The sequence below is a fragment of the Glutamicibacter sp. AGC46 genome, assembly GCF_053543715.1.
On the sequence record NZ_JBLVOJ010000025.1, the window covers coordinates 673,193 to 692,942 of the forward strand.

Below are 19,750 nucleotides of genomic sequence, written 5' to 3' on the forward strand. Positions count from 1 at the left end.
GGAAGAAACCGAGGTCGATTTATTTGAAATGCAATGGAGCCAAGTGCGAGGGAAGAATCTAGTTCCGCCAGCTCCTACTTCTCAATGGCTTCTGGAGAATCCTTCGCGGACTCCCCACTGCGGCTTTTCTTGATATTCTCGGCAAATGAAGTTGCTACGTCCTCGGCTTTGTCCAAGGCACGGTTCTTCGTCTCGTCCCCAAACTGCTTGATTGCGCTCAAGCCATCAGCGCCTGCATCAGTCACCTTGTCCCGAACCTCGGAGACCGCCTTGAGCCACTTCTTTGACTCCAGTGCCCCGTAGGCGCTCTCGATTCCCAATCGGCTTTGGAATTCCACTAGATCATTCGAGACGGCATTCGTCGCCTTCACGACTTCGCTCGATGACTTCGGATGCAGCAGCACCTTTGAATTCGCCAGTCCGGCGACGACAGCGATTCGCTCAAGAAGCTGCTCGGTCACCTTCGTAATGTGTGCGATTCTGCGTTCGCGCGCGATCTGCAGCGCGATTCGATGATTCTCCAGTTCGTCAGGAGACCCGTTGAGCACACGGTCCAGTTCCAGAACAGACATGCCGTCTTCGAGTTGGAAGCAACGTGCCAGTACTGCCAACCACTGGGTGGCCTTTGATTCGATCTCGCGGGTGATCTTGGCCAGTTCACCCATCTTCGTTTTGTTTTCCAGCTTTTCAGCTAATCCTGCCAAGGCCCGCAGCGCATAGGACTGGGTCGTTGCGATGGTCTTGGCATTCGAATTAACCTTTGACCATGTCGTCTCGCCGATATGCCCCACTTGGTCGCGCACGACCATGGCATCATCGATGAGCATTCCAACACCATCAAGATCCGCTAGGACCGCGTCATTCTGCGCACGGAGGATATCGTCAATTTTCTCGTCGATCACCTTCAAGTAATCGGTGATCTCATCCATGCTCTGCTGCATCGCGTATTGGGCTATAATCCCACCCACGCCTGCCAGAACAGCCGGGTTTGAAAGCATCGCCGTTGGGCTGGTGACGATTTCAAGCAAATTGCTGATCTTGCCATCTTTCATGACGACTGCACGCGCCAGGCCGTTCTCCGATCCAGCCATCAGGTTCTTGGCATTGAAGATCCGTGCTGAGTCTTCCGAGAGCTTGATCCAGCGTCCGGACGTCTGCGCAATCCCGCTACCGGCTTGCATCGCGGTTGCACTGAGGCCAGCTGCTTTGCTTACGCGTTCCAAGGGCAGTTCCTTGGAAATCAAGCCGACGGATTCCACGAATTTGTCAACGGCGCTGCGTTCGCCAAGGACTGCCACGCCATTTCCATCAGAAACGATCTCAATATCTTCGCTAGCCACTTTTGCTCCTTGAACTATCAGCTATTGAACAGCGGCGGCGGCATTGTTCGTTCTGCTCTCGCCCGGAACAATTCTTACACTAAAAGATTGAATACTAAAGTTCCTTCAGGCCGCGGCACTTCAGCACACAGCAGGAGTGCAGCTCCCTTTTCGATGCGCTCATCGCAGAATCGACGCAACATGCATTTAAACGAAAACCGCTGGCTCTAAACGATATTCCTATCGTTCAGAGCCAGCGGTTTTCAGCTTATGAAGCTAGTTGTCACCTCGCAATTAGCGGGCTACCGAACCATCTACGTAGTCATCCGAGGATGCATCCGAGATCCAGGAGAACAGCGAGCGCAGTTCGCGACCGGTGGTCTCGATTGGGTGCGCTTCGCCCTTGGCACGCAGCTCCTTGAACTCCGGAGCGCCAGCCTTCTGGTCTTCCATGAAGCGGTTGGCGAAAGCACCGGACTGGATATCAGCCAGCACAGCCTTCATGTTTTCCTTCACCTCTGGGGTGATCACGCGTGGGCCGGAGACGTAGTCGCCGTACTCAGCGGTGTCGGAGATCGACCAGCGCTGCTTGGCGATGCCGCCTTCCCACATCAGGTCGACGATCAGCTTCAGCTCGTGCAGCACCTCGAAGTAGGCGATTTCCGGCTTGTAGCCAGCTTCGGTCAGGACCTCGAAGCCGTACTGGACCAGCTGGGAGGTGCCACCGCACAGCACAGCCTGCTCGCCGAACAGGTCGGTTTCGGTCTCTTCGGTGAAGGTGGTCTCGATAACGCCGGCACGGGTGCCGCCGATGCCTGCAGCGTAGGACAGTGCCAGTTCCTTGGCGCCGCCGGTGAAGTTCTGCTCCACGGCGATCAGGTCAGGGATGCCACGGCCGGCTTCGAATTCGCGGCGCACGGTGTGCCCTGGTGCCTTGGGAGCAACCAGTGCAACGTCGACGTTGGCTGGTGGCTGGATGAAGCCGAAGCGGATGTTGAAGCCGTGGCCGAAGAACAGCGCGTTGCCCTCTTCGAGGTGCTCGGCGATCGACTCGGTGTAGACCTGGGCCTGGACCTGGTCCGGGGTCAGGATCATGATGACATCTGCCCAAGCCGCTGCTTCGGCAACGGTAGCTACCTTAAGGCCTTCGGCCTCGGCCTTGGCACGGGACTTGGAGCCCTCAGCCAGGCCGACGATAACCTCGACGCCCGAGTCGCGCAGGCTCAATGCGTGGGCGTGGCCCTGTGAACCGTAGCCAATGACAGCTACCTTCTTGCCCTGGATGATCGAGAGGTCTGCGTCGTCTTCGTAGTACAGATCAGCCACTGTAATTCTCCTTATTTGTGCTTCTGGTAAAGAAGTCTTGTGCTTAGGCACTGTTGCTTTCTTCTAAGCTAGGTGCCAAATACCTAAATTTGTAGTTCGTGTCTCTTGAAGTCGTTGTGCGCTTAGGCGGACAGCGTCTTCAGGGCACGGTCGCTCATCGACTTTGTTCCGCGTCCCACGGCCAGCGTTCCGGCCTGGACGATCTCGCGGATGCCGAATGGCTCAAGTACTGCCAGCAGTGCTTCGATCTTCGCCGCATTGCCGGTGGCCTCAACGACCAGCGAGTCCGTGGATACGTCGATCACCGATGCGCGGAACAGCTCCGCGGCCTGTGTGACCTGCAGTCGCGTCGCCGCATCGGCGCGCACCTTGATCATGATGTGGTCGCGCTGCACCGAGGTTTCCGGCAGCAGTTCCACGATCTTGATGACGTTGACCAGCTTGTTCAGCTGCTTGGTGACCTGCTCCAGGGAATCCCCTTCGGCGTCCACCACCACGGTCATGCGGCTGATGCCGGCAATTTCCGTGGGGCCTACGGCCAGCGAGTGAATGTTGAAGGCACGGCGGGCGAAGAGGCTGGCGACGCGGGTGAGCACGCCGGGAACGTCTTCAACCAGTACCGAAAGCGTATGCTTTGCCATGTCCTAGTCCTCCTCTTCCCATTCAGGGGTCATGCCGCGGGCAATCTGGATCTGGTCGTTGCTGACTCCCGATGGGACCATTGGCCACACCATGGAGTCGGCCGAGACCACGAAGTCGATGACTACCGGACGGTCATTGATTTCCAATGCCTTCTGGATGGTCGCGTCGATATCCTCGTCGCGTTCGCAGCGCAGGCCCACGCAGCCGTAGGCGTCGGCCAGCTTCACAAAGTCCGGAATCCGGGCGGTTCCATGGCCGGTGTTCAAATCGGTGTTGGAGTAGCGGCCATCGTAGAACAGCGTCTGCCACTGGCGGACCATGCCCAGCGAAGAGTTGTTGATGATGGCAACCTTGATGGGGATCCGGTTGATCACGCAGGTAGCCAGTTCCTGGTTGGTCATCTGGAAGCAGCCGTCTCCGTCAATGGCCCAGACCACGCGGTCCGGCTGCGCCACCTTGGCGCCCATGGCGGCAGGAACCGAGTAGCCCATGGTGCCCAGGCCGGCGGAGTTCAGCCACGAGCGCGGGCGCTCGTACTTGACGAACTGCGCTGCCCACATCTGGTGCTGGCCCACGCCTGCCACGTAGACGCCTTCCGGACCGGTCAGCTCGCCGATGCGCCCAATGACGTTCTGCGGAGCCGAGAGGCCATCGTGGGTTTCGGTGTAGCCGATCGGGTAGGTTTCGCGCAGGCGGTTGAGCAGTCCCCACCAGCCGGCCAGATCCTGCTGGGCTTCGTTCTCGAAGCGCGAGGCGCAGGCCTCGTGCAGCTGCGGGATGATTTCATCCAGCGAGCCGACGATCGGCACATCGGCCACGCGGTTCTTGGAGATTTCCGCAGGATCGATATCGGCGTGGATCACCTTCGCGTGCGGCGCGAAGGTGGAGAGCACGCCGGTGACGCGGTCATCGAAGCGGGCCCCGAGGGTAATGAGCAAATCCGACTGCTGCAGTGCGGTGACCGCAGAGACGGCACCGTGCATGCCGGGCATGCCCACGTGCTGTTCATGCGAGTCCGGGAAGGCACCGCGTGCGGTCAGCGTGGTGACCACCGGCGCGTTGATGAATTCCGCGAATTCCTTGAGCTGCTCATGGGCGTTGGCCTTGATCACGCCACCGCCGACGTACAGCACCGGGCGGGTTGCCGAAGCGATGAGCTTGGCGGCTTCGCGCAGCTGCTTGTTGTGTCCGCGGGTGACCACGCGGTAGCCAGGCAGGTCGACCTTTGGCGGCCATGAGAAGGTCATGTCGCTCTGCTGGGCGTCCTTGGTGATATCCACCAGCACCGGACCGGGACGGCCGGTCTGCGCCAGGTAGAAAGCGCTGGCCAGCGTGCGCGGAATGTCTTCCGCGTTGGTGACCAGGAATGCGTGCTTGGTAATCGGCATCGTGATGCCGACAATGTCTGCTTCCTGGAATGCGTCAGAGCCAATGAAAGCGCTATTGACCTGACCGGTGATTGCCACCATTGGTACCGAATCCATATTGGCATCGGCCAGTGCGGTGACGAGGTTGGTTGCGCCTGGTCCGGAAGTAGCGATGCATACGCCCACTTCCCCGCTTACCATGGCGTAACCCTGTGCGGCATGGCCGGCACCCTGTTCGTGGCGGACCAAGATGTGGTTAATCTTGGTCGAATCCATCAGTGGATCATAGGTGGGAAGGATGGCCCCACCTGGTAATCCGAAGACGTCTTTGACGCCCAGTTCTTCCAGCGAGCGGACGATGGCTTGTGAGCCCGTCATCTGTGTGGGAGCAACGATATTATTCGGACCCTGTACCGGGTTCGAAGCCTCCACGACGGAAGAGACAGCGGCGGCGGCATCCTTGGTTCGATTGATTGACTTCGCAACCGACGCCGGATTGGCGGGTGTTGAGTTGCTCATCGGGATCCTTTCCATATCTATCTCTTCGTTTGCGCATAAAAAACGCCCCGCGGCCGTCACTACTGACGAAAGGGGGCTTGCGCGTCACCGACGTACTGTCCGTGGTGTTGGACAGTGTCTCAGGCTCCGCGCCTGATAACTAGTAGTACATCGGTGTTTGTTTGCATGCTTCTAGTTTTCTCCACCTCACGGCAAAGAGCAACTAGACACCCTGTTTATCTCATTATATGAGACGGATGTCCAAACCTTGGACGCGACACCGCGAACAAGACTTGGCTATTTCGCTTCCCAGGCACCAACAGCGCCTGTCGAAACGGGATTAGCTGGAGACAAGCACCAGCTGCCGGGAATGCGCATCGCTCGCGCTGCGCACCCCTTGCTCCAAGGAAGCCACCTGCCATGCAGTTGGTTTCGCTTGCAGCGTTGAGCCGGGAAAGGCATGAGTTCCGTCGATGGCCACACGGGCGCATGGCTTGGCGACTCAATCAGCATCCTGGCTCATTAATCCCATTCTAGAAGTCAATATGACCAATCAGATAACCCATGACGTGCCGATGACATATTTCGATAAATGTTGCGACTGGTCAAATTGTCCAAAGTTATCGGTAGAGTATTGGTTATGGACAAGCGCCCAGACGAAAATCCAACCCAGCAGGTAAAGGCCCGCCTCCATGAGGCCTTCGACTCGCAGATCCCCAACTTCGCCAGCTACAATCTCGTGGCGGGCACCGGCATCGCCGGCTCCGGAGGACTCAAGGTCATTGGATATCGGCGCCAACCAGCGGAACTGATTATTGCGCCAGTGAATGCCAGCAGCTTGGAAGCATCCGAGGATGCGATCAACATCAACAATACGAATGTGAACCAGCTCGCCGAGCTCAGCGATGGCGGCTACGAAATCGCGATCTCTTCGGGCCGGGTGTTCCGCTTCAGCATTCCCGAAGCGCCGAGCATCGACTTGCATGTCGATGATGCCATCAGCATTGGTGCCACCATTGACCAGAAATCAGATGCAGAGGACTTCGCTGATTTCATGGACCACTTCATGAACACCATCGAAGGCACCGAGAACTTCGTATAACCAGCAAGAGAATTCGCCATAGCAAAGGCCATCCCGCCAGCTAGCTCCATTACGAGCTACGCGGCGAGATGGCCTTTTCGCTTACAAAGCCCCGGGATGATTCCCGCGGTAGTCGGAGGCGAGCAGCTGCCCTTCGACGGTGAGGATCTCAACCCGGTCCAACTCGATTGATTCGTAGCCGACGGAGGTCATGACCCGCTCGGCATAGCCGGCAGCACTGCCCTCCGCGATCCAATCACTGCCCTCCACCACAATGGCGAGCACGCCCTGGACCGGAGAGAGCCACCCCACGGTGGCGTACTGGATGGAATCCTGGGCGAATGAATGGAAGCCTGCGGCGCCCTGGCCATTGAGGTACTGGAAGATCTTCTGATCCGCCCATTCCTGGCGCCCTTCGACTTCCTGGAGGTTGTCGGCATACTTCGGCAAGGCCGCGATCTGCTGGCTCACGCTAGGAGTTTGCGCGGATGCTTCGAACTGGAGCGGGGCACAGCTGGCCAGGAACGAAGCCAGCACCAGGCCACCGGCGACCACACTGGCCCTGCGTAACGCATCGATGGCCACGCAGCGCCGCTGGATACCGGAAGAAATTACTTGAAGCACCATGCAATTGAGCATAGCCAATGCCCCGGACAATTCCACAGGAATCACCCAGCACGGATTCCACGCCGGCGGCGGGCCCGGAATCAGCCTTGCTCGGCTTGGTACAGGGACATCCCTGCAGCCTGCATCACCAGCCACGGGCTGAACGCCCACGGGGTGGCGCGCAGGGCTTCACCGAGTTGTGCCGGATCCACCCAGCAGTAGTCCATGACTTCGTCCGGGTTCGCAGAGATCTCGCTGTCGATTATCGCGGTGAAGACCGGGCAGATTTCGTTTTCCACAATGCCCGAGGCATCCACGGCGCGATAGCGGAAGTCCGGCAGCGCCGATTCGATGCGGCTGACCTTGAAGCCGAGCTCATGGGCCGCGTGGCGCGTAATGGCTTCTTCGAAGCTCTCGCCGGGCTGGGGATGCCCGCAGAAGGAGTTCGTCCAGACCCCTGGCCAGGTCACCTTGGACAGGGCACGACGCGTCACCAGCACCTGGCCGGCTTGATTCTGCACGTGGCAGGAGAATGCCTGGTGCAGCACGGTATCCGTGGTGTGAACCAATTCTTTCGGGCGCGTGCCAATAGGCTGGCCTTGATCCGAAAGCAAAATGACGTCCATTGAAATCCTTGAATCCCCATCCGGGTCTAGTAGGTGAAAAGTGCCGAAAAGATCAGGAGCATGGTCAGCAGGAAACCGCACAGGTAGTTGATCCACAAGAATCTCTTCCATCCTCGATTAACCGTACCCGAGCTTGCATCGCTGATTCCAAGATGGGGTAGGACGTTGAGCACATAGGCCAGGGCCAGCACCGCCGCCCAGCGGCCAAGGCCCGACAGGCCCACCGCCACGAGCACTCCGGCCAGCAGGTAGGCGGCCAAGACCAGGTAGATGGTCGTGCGGGCCGACAAGGCGGTGGCGATCGAGGAGAGCCCGCCTTGGCGATCGGGAACAATATCCTGGATTGCGCCCAGGGCATGGCTGGCCATCCCCCAGAGCAGGAACGCGCCGAAGACCAGCCACTGCTCGGCCTGCACGCTGGCGCCAGCCAGCACCCACCCGTAGACCGCCGGAGAGACGAAGTGCACCGCGCTGGTCAGCGAGTCCAGCCCGGGCCTTTCCTTGAAACGCAGCCGCGGTGCGGAGTAGGCCAGCACCGCAAGGATGGACACGGCCAGAACGAGGTTGGCTGCGCCATCCCCGGCCGCCACGAGCACCGCGAGGAACGGCGCGGCGCACAGGACGCAGGCGACGAGCAGCGCCTTATGGCTCTGCCTGGACAGCAGCGCCCCCTCGATTCCTCCCTTGCGCGGATTGCGCAGGTCCGACTCGTAGTCGAAGACATCGTTCACGCCGTACATCAGCAGGTTGTAGGGGAAGAGGAAGAACACCGTGCCCAGGACCAAGCGCCAATCGATCCCGCCGCCGGCCAGCAGATAGGCGGCGGCAAACGGGTAGGCGGTATTCACCCAGGAGATGGGGCGTGAGCTCAATACGATTCCGCGGATCATGAAGCGTCCTTTCTGTGGCTGCGGCCACCGAGCAGCCACCACAGCCCGGGGAGCAGGAAGACCGCGCAGGCGGCGTAGAAGAAGTCTTCAATCGGGGCCAGGCCCAGATGCAGCCCGGACAGCGTCCCGCTGCCGTAGCCAAACAACCCGGCGTAGATCATCAGGTTGTCGAAGATCGCGGTGAGCACGAGCATCAGGGCCATGGCGGCGCCCAGCGGCTTGGCCACCGAGCGCAGGCGCTGCTTGCTGGCGGCCAGCCCGGCGGCAAAGACGGCCATGGCCGCAAGTAGGAAGCAGAGACTCAATTCAAGGAACATCGTTCTCCCCCAACGTGCGCTTGGATGCTTTGCGGTTCCGGTTGCGCAGCATGCCGGCCAGCACCGGCAGCCCGGTGAAGGCAATCATGGCGCAATAGCACAAGAAGACCAGGAAGAAGACTTCTTCCAAGGGGAACTGCTCGCCCACCATGATTCCGGTCATGAGCTCCGATTCCTTATGCAGGAAGATGCCCTGCCTGATGGCCAGCACATCCCAGAGCACGAAGAATCCGGTGCCCAGCCCCAGGGCCAGGATCCCGCGCACCGGGTGGCGGAAGATGAAGAGCTTTCCCTTCGCGTCCAGCAGCCCCATGCAGGCCAGCAGTGCCAGCAAGATGCCCAGGTAGATCATGCTCCGGCCTCCTGCCGCACCGTGGCCGCGAAGTTTTCGCCCATGGGCCCCGCGGCCTTGATCCCGAGCACCGCTTTGGCAGCCAGTTCCCCGCTGATCAGGCACATCGGCACGCCGATTCCAGGGCGCACGGTGCTGCCGGCATAGTGCAGCCCGCCCACCTTGGCGCTGCGGTTGCCCGGACGCAGCATGGCGCTTTGCCCCAGGGTATGTGCCAGGCCCAGCGCGCCGCCTTTGAAGGCGCCGTACTGCTGGACGAAGTCCCCCGGGCCGATGCTCTGGCGCACCACGATCCGCTCGCGAAGATCCTTGATGCCAGCCCATGCGGCCAGCTGGTCGATGGCCGCGTCGGCCACCGCTTCCACCGCGGCATCTCCTGCCCCATCGGCTGCGCCAATCCCCCATTCGGGCATGGCCGGAGCTGGAACCAGGATGAACAGGTTCTCGCAGCCCTCCGGGGCCACCGAGGGGTCGGTGGCACTGGGCTTGCAGACATAGATGCTGGTTTCCGCCTCCAGCATCCGCCCTTGGCGAATCCGCGAGAAATTCTCTTTCCAGTCGGTGGTGAACAGCAAGTTGTGGTGCTCCAGCTGCGGCAGCTTGCCGCTGATGCCCAGGCAGAGCAGCACCGCGCTGGGGCCGGGGTCCTTGCGCTGGAAGCTCTTGGCGGTATGGGTCTGCAGCTCTTCGGGCAGCAAATGGCCTTCCAGGTGGCGCACATCGGCGGCTGCGACCACCTGGGTCGCCGGGGTGCGCTGCTGCCTGCCGTGCGCGTCGATCCAGCGCACCGCGCTGACCCGGGGATTTTTCCCTGCGCTGGCTTCAATGGCCGTTGCGGTCGCTGAGAGATGGATGGCCGCGCCGTGTTTCCGGGCCAGTTCGGCCATGGCGTCGGCCACCGCAGCGAAGCCTCCCATCGGGTATTTCACCCCGTCGGTGAGGTCCAGGTGGCTCATCAGCTGGTAGAGCGCAGGGGTGCGGCTCGGGCTGGAGCCCAGGAACACCGCCGGGTATCCGAGCAGCTGGCGGATCTCGTTGCTGGAAAAGCGCCGGGCCACATGGCTTTCCAAGCTGGAGGCCAGCAGCTGGGCCAGTTGCGGGGTCCGGCGCAGGATCCTTGGGTGCAGCAGGGAGGTGAGCGAGCTGAAATCGTCATAGAGGAAATGCTCCAAGGCCAATTCATAGCCCTCCTTCGCGGTGCGCAGGTACCGCTCCAAGGCTGGGCCGCTGCCCGGTTCCAGGGCTTCGAAGAGTCCGCTGGCCGCGGCGCCGGTTCCGACATCCACCGGTTCTTCGCGGTTCTGGAAGAAGGTGCGGTAGCCGGTGGCCAGTTCGCGCAATTCCAGCTGTTCGCTGGCGCTGGTGCCCATGAGCTTGAACCAGTGCTCGAAGACCTCGGGCATCAGGTACCAGGAGGGGCCGGTGTCGAAACGGAACCCGTCGCGCTCCAGGCGTCCGGAGCGACCGCCTGGGTGCGGCTGCTGCTCGATCAAGGTGACCTTGCAGCCTCGGGCGGCGAGCAACCCGGCGCTGGCCAGGCCGGAGAATCCGCCCCCGATGACTACGACTTCTATTTGTGCGTGGTTCATCTGCTTGCTACTTCCATTCTTGGCTTGCGGCCGGTGGTGCCCCGGGTGCCCAGCAGCACGCGGGCGGCGATCAGCGCCTTGCGCGGGGCGGAGACCGAGATGCGGGTGCGCAGCAGCTGGGAGGCCGGGGCCTTGTCCAGCTGGGAGTTCAGTTCGCGGAACAGGTCATGGGCCAGGCGCACCGCTCGGGCAGCGGACGGGGCCAGGTAGGGCAGGCCGGCACGGGCCTGGGCCAGGTCCTGCTCGATCTGCGCAACCAGCTTCGCCTTGCTTGGCTCATCGAATCCTGCCGGGTCCAGGCCGGGAAAGTAGCTGCGTCCCAAATCTTCGCTGTCTTCCGCCAGGTCGCGCAGGAAGTTGACCTTCTGGAAGGCCGCGCCCAGGCTGCGGGCGGCGTGCTTGGCGCGCTGCGCCTCGGGAGGCGTCAATTGCGGCGCGGCGGGCATCGCCTGGAAGACCTGCAGGCACATCAGCCCGATGACTTCGGCCGAGCCGTAGATGTAGTCCTGCAAGCTGCGCGCATCATGCTGCCCGGTGCCCAGGTCCGCGCGCATGGAGGCGAAGAACGGGGCGGTGAGCTCGGCGTGGATGCCGGTGGCCCGGGCGGAAATGGTGAAAGCGTGGACCACCATGTTGGTGCTGTACCCGCGTTCCATGGCGCGCAGGGTTTCTGCTTCCAGCTCGTCCAGGCACGCGGCGATGGCCTGGTTGTCCAGGCCGGCCTGGCAGGCCACCCCGTCCACGATTTCATCGGCCAGGCGCACCAGCGCATAGATATTGGCGATATGCCTGGCACTGGCGGCATCCAGCAGCCTGCAGGCCAGCGAGAACGAGGTGGAGTATTCGCCCAGCACCACCCTGGCGCTGCGCTGGGCGGTGCGCGAATAGTGCTCCAAGGCGGCGGTGCCTGCGGTGCTGTGAGGGGAATTGTCGGGTTTCATGGCGTTCAGCTGCTTCGATCCAGGATCAGGCTGGTGCATTCGCGCAGCAGCGTCCGGGCTTCTTCGGGCAGGTCCAGGAAGGCCGCGGAGCCGGTGGCCCGCGAGCATAGTTGCTCAGCCAGCTGCCGGGCGAAGCGCTCGGCCCCCTGCGCGGCCAGTTCCTGGCGGATCCGGCCGGCATCCACTGTTCCTTCGCGGAATCCGCCCAGCAGCTTGGCGAATTCGGGTTGCTCGCTGGCCAGGGCCAGCAAGATGGTGCTCTTGAATTCTCGCAAGTCCGATTCCACCGGCTTGCCGGTGCGTGCCGGGTCCCCGAAGGTGCCCAGCACATCATCGATGATCTGGTAGGCCACCCCGAGCTGGCAGCCCACCGCGCCGATGGCTTCGGCCTGGCCGGGGTGCGCCCCGGCCAGCAGCGCCCCTGCCTGCAGCGGCAGCTGGAAGGAGTAGGCCGCGGTTTTCATCTGCTCCATGCGCAGCACCTGGCTGGTGGTGGCTGGAGCCGGGCCCAGCGAGTAGAGCAGGTCCTCGAGCTCTCCGGCCCCTGCCTGCTCGATGGCTTGGAAGAAGGCCTGCTGGACCCCGGCTTCGCTGTCGCTTCCGGCCGCGGCCCTGGCCGCGAGCTTGATCGCTTCGCTGATCAGCAGGTCCCCGGCGATGATGCCCACGGAATTGCCCGCATGCTCGGCATCGGCCCGGTTCCGGCCGCTGGCGATGGCGTGGTCGCGGTAGAGCGCCGAGATGGTCTTTTCCCCGCGGCGCACGAAGTCGCGGTCCACCACGTCGTCGTGGATCAGCAAGGCGGCGTGCAGCAGCTCGAAGGCGCAGCCCAGGTCGATGGCGCGGGCCTCATTGCGGCCGCCGAAGGCCCGGTAGCCGAGCATCACCAGCCCCGGGCGCATCAGCTTGCCGGTAGCCAGCCGTTCGGAGATCCGGGACCAGAGCAGCGCAGTCTGCGCGGAGTAGGCGGCGCTGCGGCGCTGGGCCTGCGTGGCCAGCAATTCCAGCCGATCGCTGATGGCGCGCCGGGTGGGTGCATCGATGAGCCCGCCTGAGGCGGGCGCGCCAGCCGCTGCGGCCGGCGGGGCCTGGTGTGTGGTGGTGTGCATTCTCATGGTTCCCTACTGAAAGGATGTGGTGGGGTTTGCTTGGTTCTCTTCGCTGGTCACGGTGTCCCGCGTCTCCAGCTCTCGCCGGGCATCTTCGAGCAGCGCGCCCAGATTCCTGCGGGACGGTTCGTCCAGCTGCGCGTAGAACGTGTGCAGCTTGCGCAGCAGCACCTGCCCTGGCCCGGTGGATACCGGGAAATTGCTCCCCGGGGCCACCAGGGTGCGCCGCCGATCCGCGGCATGGTGCCTTCTTTCAACCATCCCGCGGGCTTCGAGCCGGTCCAGCACCGAGGTGATTCCTGCCGATGACACTCCCAGTTCGCGGCCCAGTTCCCCGGAGCTGGGCGTTTGCATGGAACGCAGCAGGTTCACCGCACGCAAATCTGTATCGTTCAGGTCAAGGCTGTGGCGCAGGCGCGCTTCGCTCAGTGCATAGGACCGCTGGAGCTTGAGCAGCAACCGGAACACTTCCGAGGCAATCAGCGGACGTGAACAATCCATGATAACTTCTCTCGCCTAGTTGATATTTAGCTTTTCTAGATACATCATGGTTTAACTATCTCGTTTTGTCGACTCGAAGCGGGTAAATTTTTCAACCGACATCAGGAGCACACGATGAGCAGTTCCACGGAATCCCCGAATTTTCCCTATCGAGCCCCCGCGTCAGCAACATCCTGGGCACTGCCGGTGTTCACGTCGATTGCCCTGGTCCTGGCCATTGCCGTTTCATTTATCGGAAGCGGGGCCCTGGGCGGAACTCCGGTCCAGCAGGCAGTCGGCGGCTATCTGGGCGCTGACTCGACGCTGCTGGCCCCCGCGGGTCCGGCCTTCTCCATCTGGAGCGTGATCTACGCCGGGCTGGCCGTCTACGGAATTTTCCAGCTCACTCCGGCCGGACGCCGCTCGGCCTGGGCCGCCAAGCTGCGGATTCCCGCGCTGCTTTCGGCATTGCTGAACGCCGCATGGATTACCGTGGTCCAGCTGGGCTGGCTGGGCGCCAGCGTGGCGGTGATCTTCATCCTCGTCGCGTGCTTGGCCTGGATGCTGACCATCATGGTGGCAGGCACCCCGGCCTCGCGCACCGAATACTGGATCATGTGGCTGACCTTCGGCATCTACCTGGGCTGGGTCTGCGTAGCCAGCATCGCCAACACCTCCGCATGGCTGCTCTCCCTGGGCTTTGGCCAGGACGCCTCCTGGGCACCAGGAGCGGCAGTGGCACTGCTGGTGGTCGCAGCGGCCATCGGACTGGGCACCACCGCCTACTCGGGCAGGATCTTCACCGCCTTGGCCATCGCCTGGGGCCTGGGCTGGATCGGCGTGAGCCGGCTGTCCGGAACCAATCAGTCTGAACTGGCCGGGTACGCCGCACTGGGCTGCGCAGCACTGCTCCTGCTCGGATCCATGGTGATCGCCTGGCGCAAGCGCGGCGTTCGAACTCCATGAGCCTGATAGCAGTAACCGGAGCAACCGGATATATCGGCGGACGGCTGGTGCCCCTGCTCTTGAGCAACGGGCACCAGGTCAGGGTTTTCACCCGTGATGCGCAGCGCCTGCGCGATACCCCATGGCGCGGCCAAGTCGAGATCATCGAGGGAGACCTGCAAGATGAGCACGCCGTGGCCAAGCTCTGCAAGGACGCGGACCTGCTCTACTACCTGGTGCATTCGATGTCCGGGACCCGGGATTTCGCGGCCCAGGAAAAAGCGTGCGCGCAGGTCATGGCGCAGGCCGTACGCGAACAGGACGTCAGCCAGCTGGTCTACCTTTCCGGATTGCATCCGGCAGGCGAACTCAGCGAGCACCTGGCTTCGCGCGTGGCCGTGGGGCAGATCCTGTCAGCGGCCGCCAGCACCCTGGTGCTCCAGGCGGGCCTGGTGATCGGCTCCGGCTCGGCCAGTTTCGAGATGGTCAGGCACCTGAGCGATGTGCTGCCGGTGATGCCGGCCCCACGCTGGGTGCTGAACCAGGTCCAGCCCATTGCCATCCGCGACACCTTGCACTATCTGGCCGCCTGCGCCGAGCTGGCGCAGCCCGCGCAGGGAACCTATGACATCGGCGGCCCCGGCACCTACAGCTACGCGCAGCTGATGAAGATCTATGCCCAGGTGGCCGGCCTGCGCGAGCCGAAAGTCTGGCCATTGCCGCTGCTCACCCCGCGGCTGGCTTCGCACTGGGTGAATCTGGTGACGCCGCTGCCGCACACCCTGGCTTCCGCGCTGGTGCAGTCGCTGCAGCATGATTGCGTCATGGGCTCGCGGGACATCGATAAATTGATTGCCCCGCCGGCCCAGGGCTTGTGCGACTATCCGCGAGCGGTGCAGCTGGCACTGGAGAAGATGGATGCCGACGCGGTGCAAACCAGTTGGGCTACCGCCCAGCCGATTTCGGCACCCGCCGAACCGCTGCCCTCTGATCCGCAGTGGTCCGGGCGCAAGGCCTTTACCGATATCCGCCGCATCAGCACCACGGCAACCGAGGCGCAGCTCTTCAGCGTGCTGCATCGGCTCGGCGGGGAATCACCGTATTTCGCCTTCCCCGCCCTGTGGAAGCTGCGCGGCCTGATGGACAAGCTGGCAGGCGGTGTGGGGTCGCGGCGCGGACGACGCTCGCACAGCACGCTGGCACTGGGAGATGTGGTGGATTGGTGGCGCGTGGAAGCCCTGGAGGAAAACAGCTTGCTGCGCTTGCGCGCGGAGATGCGTGCCCCCGGCCAGGCATGGCTGGATTACCGGATCGAAAAGCGAGCTGACGGGCGAAGCGAACTGATCCAGCGAGCGGTGTTCTTCCCGCGGGGCTTGGCCGGACGCTGCTACTGGTGGGCGGTATACCCGTTCCATGGGGCCATCTTCCCGGCCACCATCAAGAACATTGTGCGCGCCGCGGAAAAGCAGACGGCTGGATGAGGATCCAGTACGTCCCGGAACTACTCAGCTTCGCCGGCAGCCGTTGAATCGAGGCTGCTTTCCAAGGCATCGGAGGTCCCGGCAAGGAACCGGATCACTACGTCCCGCTCCTCGGGGCTCATAGCGTTGGCCACTTCGAATCTCTTGGCATGATGCCGACCCACTTGCTCGCGTGCTGCCAGGTGGGTTTCCTCGGTGACCTCGACGCATTGCGAACGCCGGTCGGTTGGATGCCTGGTGCGCCGCACATGGCCGTGGGCTTCCAAGCGGTCAATCATCTTGGTGACCGATGCGCTGGAAATTCCCAGATACTGGCTCAGCGCACCCGGGGTGACGGATTGGCCCGCATGCTTGGCGGAGATCATCTTGCGGATCGCCCGCATGTCGGTTTCGTTCAGCTTCATGAACTGCTGGGAGCTGCGCATGATGCGGCGTTCGATTTGGCGCATCCGGCCCATTTCAGCCATGATGCGGTCGATTTGCTCCAGATTGGCTGGGGCGATGCCTGCCCGCTTGATCAGGTCCTGGCCAGGATCGGATTCAGAAAGCCCATACATGGTGGGCAGTTCCTTGGCTGCCATGGTGCCCCTCCTCCTCGGGTCGCGGCCGCTTGCCTTATTTGGATCATACGCTTGGTCAACCGCTGCGGATGCATGCAAAAACCCTGCGGCCGATGGAATCAGACCGCAGGGTTCAGTTGGTGCGAGTAGAGAGACTTGAACTCTCACGTCCGAAGACACTGGAACCTAAATCCAGCGCGTCTACCAATTCCGCCATACTCGCTAGCGCTACACCGGAAACACTGTTTCCTCGAAGGCGACCTCATTTAGTGTAGCGGAAGTTCTGCCTGATATGAAATCAGCCAGAGGAGGGGTCTACTTGGGATCAATGCCCAAGTCACGACGCAGCTTGGCCACATGGCCGGTGGCGCGAACGTTGTACTGCGCCAGCGCGATTTTGCCCTCTTCATCGAGCACGATAGTGGAGCGAATCAGGCCCTCGTAGACCTTGCCGTAGTTCTTCTTTTCTCCCCAGGCGCCGTAGGCTTCAGCTACCGCGTGGTCCTCGTCGGAGAGCAGCGGGAAGTTCAATTCTTCCTTGGCGACAAACTTTTCCAGCTTGGCGGTCTTGTCCGGGGAAATGCCCAGAACTGCGTAACCCAGGGACTGCAAGGATTCGAGTGAATCGCGGAAATCGCAGGCCTGCTTCGTGCAGCCCGGGGTGGATGCGGCTGGGTAGAAGTACACGATGGTCTTCTTGCCGCGGTAATCAGCCAAGGCAACAGACTTGCCAGCAGCGTCCTGCAAGGTGAAATCAGGGGCCTGGTCACCGATGGACAGACGGTTAGTCTTTTCGGAAGTACTCATGAGCTAATCCTCTTTTCTTTGCGGTATACAAAAAATCCGACCTGACGAATCAGATCGGATCTACTGTGCGCCCTCCGGGACTCGAACCCGGAACCTAATGATTAAGAGTCATTTGCTCTACCAATTGAGCTAAAAGCGCTTCCTCGCTCTGACTAGTTCTTTTTCAGAACTCGTCTTTGCGACGTAGACAATCATAGGCAGAAATGATGCAAAAGCAAAAATCGGCCAGTACCCGACCTGAGAACATAAAATTCCAAGTCAACTTCATAATATCACCAATTGTCCGGCTTGAAAGTAATCTAAAACACACATAACATCTTGTTCTTCAGTAGTCGTTGAGCACTGAAATGCAGGCACTCTTGGCATGGGTTCGGCTTTCACCATCCGGGTGGTGAAAGCAATGGAATGATTGTCCACTTACTATCGCGACGGCATGGCAACCTATCTAGGCATCGAAGGGCAAACACCAGCGAAGCATGCAGTCGATTGCAGACTGTCAACAGTGCCCGCCCTAGTGATCATGGCCGGCGAAAGCTACTAGGTTCATAAAGCCGTCAGTTGAGGCTAGGCTCTTATCAACCATCACTTGGAGGACTCATGTCGCGCTCGGCCAAACGAATTCTCGGGAACGTTTCTGTACTAGTTGTACTTGTCGCACTTGTGGCCGTACTCGTGGTTTCAGCGACTAGCCCCACGTTGCTGAAGAACGACGCGAAGCTTACTGCTGAAGCAAATGCCGGAACGCCTATTGTTCAGGCGCAGAACACGCCGAGCCCTACCCCAGGGTCGACAGCCAACGCCCAAAGTACGCCAAAGACGATGAGCGAAGTCAGCCAGGAATGGGCAGATGAAAAAATAACCCAGTACCTAAATGGAAATGGTGCTCATAGTTTCGACGCTTTCCCTGGTAGCGCGCAAGGTGACACGATCCGCTGGAGCTCCCCATCCGAAGGCAAGCTTGTGATTACCGTACAGGATGGCTGGTCTTCAGAAGACCTGGAGGCCTATGCGAATCTGGTCTTGACCACGGTTGGCCACGAATCCCCTGAACTCACAAACGTCACCGTGAAGACCGACAACAATGTGGTGGTCGAAACCGTGGCGGCAAAAACCTCGCAGGACTAGGTCAAAAAGACAGTAACAGCTCTGGTTACGCTGGATTCCCTCGCCCTAGTGGGTGACCCCTGAGGCTATCGAGTTCGAAGTTAGGCCAATCATCGAGCCAGCTGATGAGTCGAGTCCATCTATCGAGGCTGTGTTCATGCGAGGGATCATGATGAGCCTGCTCGAACGCTATCGACGTGCTGAACTCACTTGACGTTCATATCTTGAAGAGTGCGATCAACGCCCGAGCTTCGGATGCGAACACCGTAGTTGCCTGGAGACCATGGCTCCTTGTCCTTGCCGAGCGCCGTCCTGAACTTGAAGAAGAACCACCGGGACAAACAAAAAGGCCAGACCGAAGCCTGACCTTTGTTTTGTGCGCCCTCCGGGACTCGAACCCGGAACCTAATGATTAAGAGTCATTTGCTCTACCAATTGAGCTAAAAGCGCGTATTTATTTATGCAAACAAGTTGTCTGGTGAACCGAACAAATTGTTCGTGCGCCCCCCGGGACTTGAACCCGGAACCTAATGATTAAGAGTCATTTGCTCTGCCAATTGAGCTAGAGGCGCCCGCTGCGATGTTCTAGAAGCTTTTCGGGCTTCGCGCTTTCGCAACGAGATAAAACTTTACCAGCAATTTCCCTCAGCGCAAATTCGGGGGCCAGTATTCTGCGGTGACCTTCATTACAGGACATGACTAGGGGTTACTACCAAAGCGCGGATGGGGTTTGTACAGTGTTTCCATGAGCACCCAACGAACGATTTCATTCCCGACACAAGATCTGATTGATGCGGTCGGTCCGATCCCGGAAAACCTCAAAGCTGTGCTCTGGGACCTGGAGAGCACCCCCGGAACTGCGCTGGAAGAAATCGACATTGCCATCCTTCCCTACATGTCGAATCCCCAGACGCTGAAGAACATCCGCAAGGCACCGAACGTCAAGATCGTCCAGACCCAGACCACCGGCTTCGACGGAATGGTTGACCTGATTGGCGATCGCGCAAATATCAATACCGCGGCCGGCGTCCACGCGGCGGCTACCGCCGAGATGGCCATCGGCCTGGCCATCGCATCCCTGCGCGGCTACCCGCACGCGGTCCGAGACCAGCAACAAGGCCGATGGAATCCCCAGCAGTGGCCCGGCTTGGCTGATCGGACGGTGGCATTGGTTGGCGTGGGCGGCATCGGCGAAGAGATCCGCAAGCGCCTGGAGCCCTTCGAGGTCAATCTCCTGCGCTTCGGCTCCACGGCCCGCACCGATGAGCATGGCGAGGTCTTCGCAACTTCGGATCTCGCAGCGCGCGCGGCGGAGATCGAAGTGCTGATCCTGATCGTGCCGCTCAACGATTCCACCCATCATCTGGTTGACGCTGATCTGCTGGCTAAGCTTCCCGACGGTGCAACCGTGGTCAACGTCGCGCGCGGCCCGGTGGTAGATACCGAGGCAATCGTGGCAGAAGTCGCTTCGGGCCGCTTGAATATGGCCTCGGATGTATTCGATCCAGAACCCCTGCCGGCCGATCACCCATTGTGGCAGCACCCCAATGCCTTGGTTGTTCCCCACAACGGCGGCAACACCAAGGCGTTCTTCCCGCGCATGGTGAAGTTGCTCAAGAAGCAGGTGCAGGCCTGGGCCGCGGGCAACGACGGCGAGAACCTCGTGCACCGCAGCTAACAATTTAGCGACAGTTGACGGCGCCGGGAGTT

At 61.1% G+C, this 19,750-nt stretch carries 19 protein-coding genes, 4 tRNA genes and 1 pseudogene; 5 read left to right on the forward strand and 19 right to left on the reverse strand.

What is annotated here, in order from left to right; all coding sequences use genetic code 11:
* Nucleotides 1-74: 74 nt before the first annotated feature.
* The 4 genes from ACNPM8_RS18005 to ACNPM8_RS18020 form a co-directional block, all read right to left on the reverse strand.
* Nucleotides 75-1,223 (reverse strand): hypothetical protein, encoded by a 1,149-nt coding sequence (locus tag ACNPM8_RS18005; RefSeq protein ID WP_448940379.1) that lies wholly within the window; start codon nt 1,221-1,223, stop codon nt 75-77.
* Nucleotides 1,224-1,613: 390 nt separating this feature from the next.
* A complete protein-coding gene (ilvC, locus tag ACNPM8_RS18010; protein WP_013348730.1) occupies nt 1,614-2,645 on the reverse strand; it encodes a ketol-acid reductoisomerase in 1,032 nt (343 codons plus the stop codon).
* A 122-nt stretch (nt 2,646-2,767) separates the two neighbouring features.
* Nucleotides 2,768-3,286 (reverse strand): acetolactate synthase small subunit, encoded by a 519-nt coding sequence (gene ilvN / locus ACNPM8_RS18015; RefSeq protein WP_105658085.1) that lies wholly within the window; start codon nt 3,284-3,286, stop codon nt 2,768-2,770.
* A 3-nt stretch (nt 3,287-3,289) separates the two neighbouring features.
* A complete protein-coding gene (locus ACNPM8_RS18020; protein ID WP_448940380.1) occupies nt 3,290-5,173 on the reverse strand; it encodes an acetolactate synthase large subunit in 1,884 nt (627 codons plus the stop codon).
* A gap of 619 nt (nt 5,174-5,792) precedes the next feature.
* On the opposite strand from ACNPM8_RS18020, the gene ACNPM8_RS18025 reads away from it, so the two are divergent.
* Complete coding sequence (locus ACNPM8_RS18025; protein WP_105658083.1) at nt 5,793-6,254, forward strand: hypothetical protein; 462 nt, start codon at nt 5,793-5,795, stop codon at nt 6,252-6,254.
* Between the two features lie 81 nt (nt 6,255-6,335).
* Here ACNPM8_RS18025 and ACNPM8_RS18030 read toward each other — a convergent pair whose 3' ends face one another.
* From ACNPM8_RS18030 to ACNPM8_RS18070, 9 genes and pseudogenes are all read right to left on the reverse strand, one after another.
* Nucleotides 6,336-6,860, reverse strand: a complete 525-nt coding sequence (locus ACNPM8_RS18030; RefSeq protein WP_448940381.1) for a hypothetical protein — start codon at nt 6,858-6,860, stop codon at nt 6,336-6,338.
* A gap of 80 nt (nt 6,861-6,940) precedes the next feature.
* Nucleotides 6,941-7,465, reverse strand: coding sequence for an isopentenyl-diphosphate Delta-isomerase (idi, locus tag ACNPM8_RS18035; protein ID WP_448940382.1), 525 nt, complete (start codon nt 7,463-7,465; stop codon nt 6,941-6,943).
* 26 nt (nt 7,466-7,491) lie between these two features.
* Nucleotides 7,492-8,355, reverse strand: a complete 864-nt coding sequence (locus ACNPM8_RS18040) for a prenyltransferase (protein ID WP_448940383.1) — start codon at nt 8,353-8,355, stop codon at nt 7,492-7,494.
* Nucleotides 8,352-8,633, reverse strand: coding sequence for a lycopene cyclase domain-containing protein (locus ACNPM8_RS18045; protein ID WP_388025751.1), 282 nt, complete (start codon nt 8,631-8,633; stop codon nt 8,352-8,354). The genes ACNPM8_RS18040 and ACNPM8_RS18045 overlap by 4 nt, the downstream gene beginning before the upstream one ends.
* A gap of 28 nt (nt 8,634-8,661) precedes the next feature.
* Nucleotides 8,662-9,024: a lycopene cyclase domain-containing protein gene (locus tag ACNPM8_RS18050; protein ID WP_388025754.1), complete on the reverse strand. Its 363-nt coding sequence runs from the start codon at nt 9,022-9,024 to the stop codon at nt 8,662-8,664.
* Nucleotides 9,021-10,661, reverse strand: a pseudogene (crtI, locus tag ACNPM8_RS18055) (phytoene desaturase family protein); the annotation flags it as partial. The pseudogene crtI and the gene ACNPM8_RS18050, both read right to left, overlap by 4 nt.
* A complete protein-coding gene (locus ACNPM8_RS18060; RefSeq protein ID WP_448940384.1) occupies nt 10,610-11,554 on the reverse strand; it encodes a phytoene/squalene synthase family protein in 945 nt (314 codons plus the stop codon). The gene ACNPM8_RS18060 and the pseudogene crtI, both read right to left, overlap by 52 nt.
* A 5-nt stretch (nt 11,555-11,559) precedes the next feature.
* The gene (locus ACNPM8_RS18065; RefSeq protein ID WP_388025760.1) at nt 11,560-12,663 is read right to left on the reverse strand and encodes a polyprenyl synthetase family protein; all 1,104 of its coding nucleotides are present in this window, start codon (nt 12,661-12,663) and stop codon (nt 11,560-11,562) included.
* Between the two features lie 12 nt (nt 12,664-12,675).
* A complete protein-coding gene (locus tag ACNPM8_RS18070; RefSeq protein WP_448940385.1) occupies nt 12,676-13,164 on the reverse strand; it encodes a MarR family transcriptional regulator in 489 nt (162 codons plus the stop codon).
* Nucleotides 13,165-13,278: 114 nt separating this feature from the next.
* Here ACNPM8_RS18070 and ACNPM8_RS18075 point away from each other — a divergent pair, with 114 nt between their 5' ends.
* Together ACNPM8_RS18075 and ACNPM8_RS18080 are read left to right on the forward strand one after the other, a co-directional pair.
* A complete protein-coding gene (locus tag ACNPM8_RS18075; RefSeq protein WP_448940386.1) occupies nt 13,279-14,109 on the forward strand; it encodes a tryptophan-rich sensory protein in 831 nt (276 codons plus the stop codon).
* On the forward strand, nt 14,106-15,569 hold the full coding sequence (locus tag ACNPM8_RS18080; RefSeq protein ID WP_448940387.1) for an SDR family oxidoreductase: 1,464 nt from the start codon (nt 14,106-14,108) through the stop codon (nt 15,567-15,569). The genes ACNPM8_RS18075 and ACNPM8_RS18080 overlap by 4 nt, the downstream gene beginning before the upstream one ends.
* A 20-nt stretch (nt 15,570-15,589) precedes the next feature.
* Here the strand turns inward: ACNPM8_RS18080 and ACNPM8_RS18085 are convergent, their stop codons facing one another.
* The 4 genes from ACNPM8_RS18085 to ACNPM8_RS18100 form a co-directional block, all read right to left on the reverse strand.
* Nucleotides 15,590-16,150 (reverse strand): MarR family winged helix-turn-helix transcriptional regulator, encoded by a 561-nt coding sequence (locus ACNPM8_RS18085; protein ID WP_133834697.1) that lies wholly within the window; start codon nt 16,148-16,150, stop codon nt 15,590-15,592.
* A 117-nt stretch (nt 16,151-16,267) separates the two neighbouring features.
* Nucleotides 16,268-16,352, reverse strand: a tRNA-Leu gene (locus ACNPM8_RS18090).
* Between the two features lie 92 nt (nt 16,353-16,444).
* Entirely contained in the window at nt 16,445-16,936 is a 492-nt protein-coding gene (gene bcp / locus ACNPM8_RS18095; RefSeq protein WP_133834698.1) for a thioredoxin-dependent thiol peroxidase, read from the reverse strand.
* Between the two features lie 66 nt (nt 16,937-17,002).
* Nucleotides 17,003-17,075: transfer RNA gene (locus ACNPM8_RS18100), tRNA-Lys, on the reverse strand.
* A gap of 458 nt (nt 17,076-17,533) precedes the next feature.
* Between ACNPM8_RS18100 and ACNPM8_RS18105 the strand changes: the two genes are divergently transcribed.
* Nucleotides 17,534-18,061 (forward strand): hypothetical protein, encoded by a 528-nt coding sequence (locus ACNPM8_RS18105; protein ID WP_448940388.1) that lies wholly within the window; start codon nt 17,534-17,536, stop codon nt 18,059-18,061.
* Nucleotides 18,062-18,417: 356 nt separating this feature from the next.
* Here ACNPM8_RS18105 and ACNPM8_RS18110 read toward each other — a convergent pair.
* Nucleotides 18,418-18,490: transfer RNA gene (locus tag ACNPM8_RS18110), tRNA-Lys, on the reverse strand.
* 49 nt (nt 18,491-18,539) lie between these two features.
* Nucleotides 18,540-18,612 (reverse strand) — tRNA-Lys (locus tag ACNPM8_RS18115).
* A 173-nt stretch (nt 18,613-18,785) separates the two neighbouring features.
* Between ACNPM8_RS18115 and ACNPM8_RS18120 the strand changes: the two genes are divergently transcribed.
* On the forward strand, nt 18,786-19,718 hold the full coding sequence (locus ACNPM8_RS18120) for a 2-hydroxyacid dehydrogenase (RefSeq protein ID WP_448940389.1): 933 nt from the start codon (nt 18,786-18,788) through the stop codon (nt 19,716-19,718).
* Nucleotides 19,719-19,750 lie beyond the last annotated feature (32 nt).

Bases quoted from the DNA above. Each gene is read 5' to 3' on its own strand.
- ACNPM8_RS18080 (WP_448940387.1), top strand. From the start codon at position 14,106: ATGAGCCTGATAGCAGTAACCGGAGCAACCGGATATATCGGCGGACGG.
- ACNPM8_RS18120 (WP_448940389.1), top strand. From the start codon at position 18,786: ATGAGCACCCAACGAACGATTTCATTCCCGACACAAGATCTGATTGAT.
- ACNPM8_RS18065 (WP_388025760.1), bottom strand. From the start codon at position 12,663: ATGCACACCACCACACACCAGGCCCCGCCGGCCGCAGCGGCTGGCGCG.
- ACNPM8_RS18040 (WP_448940383.1), bottom strand. From the start codon at position 8,355: ATGATCCGCGGAATCGTATTGAGCTCACGCCCCATCTCCTGGGTGAAT.
- ACNPM8_RS18030 (WP_448940381.1), bottom strand. From the start codon at position 6,860: ATGGTGCTTCAAGTAATTTCTTCCGGTATCCAGCGGCGCTGCGTGGCC.
- ACNPM8_RS18070 (WP_448940385.1), bottom strand. From the start codon at position 13,164: ATGGATTGTTCACGTCCGCTGATTGCCTCGGAAGTGTTCCGGTTGCTG.
- ACNPM8_RS18060 (WP_448940384.1), bottom strand. From the start codon at position 11,554: ATGAAACCCGACAATTCCCCTCACAGCACCGCAGGCACCGCCGCCTTG.
- ACNPM8_RS18105 (WP_448940388.1), top strand. From the start codon at position 17,534: ATGTCGCGCTCGGCCAAACGAATTCTCGGGAACGTTTCTGTACTAGTT.
- ACNPM8_RS18085 (WP_133834697.1), bottom strand. From the start codon at position 16,150: ATGGCAGCCAAGGAACTGCCCACCATGTATGGGCTTTCTGAATCCGAT.
- idi (WP_448940382.1), bottom strand. From the start codon at position 7,465: ATGGACGTCATTTTGCTTTCGGATCAAGGCCAGCCTATTGGCACGCGC.
- bcp (WP_133834698.1), bottom strand. From the start codon at position 16,936: ATGAGTACTTCCGAAAAGACTAACCGTCTGTCCATCGGTGACCAGGCC.
- ACNPM8_RS18020 (WP_448940380.1), bottom strand. From the start codon at position 5,173: ATGAGCAACTCAACACCCGCCAATCCGGCGTCGGTTGCGAAGTCAATC.
- ACNPM8_RS18045 (WP_388025751.1), bottom strand. From the start codon at position 8,633: ATGGCCGTCTTTGCCGCCGGGCTGGCCGCCAGCAAGCAGCGCCTGCGC.
- ACNPM8_RS18050 (WP_388025754.1), bottom strand. From the start codon at position 9,024: ATGATCTACCTGGGCATCTTGCTGGCACTGCTGGCCTGCATGGGGCTG.
- ACNPM8_RS18025 (WP_105658083.1), top strand. From the start codon at position 5,793: ATGGACAAGCGCCCAGACGAAAATCCAACCCAGCAGGTAAAGGCCCGC.
- ACNPM8_RS18075 (WP_448940386.1), top strand. From the start codon at position 13,279: ATGAGCAGTTCCACGGAATCCCCGAATTTTCCCTATCGAGCCCCCGCG.
- ilvN (WP_105658085.1), bottom strand. From the start codon at position 3,286: ATGGCAAAGCATACGCTTTCGGTACTGGTTGAAGACGTTCCCGGCGTG.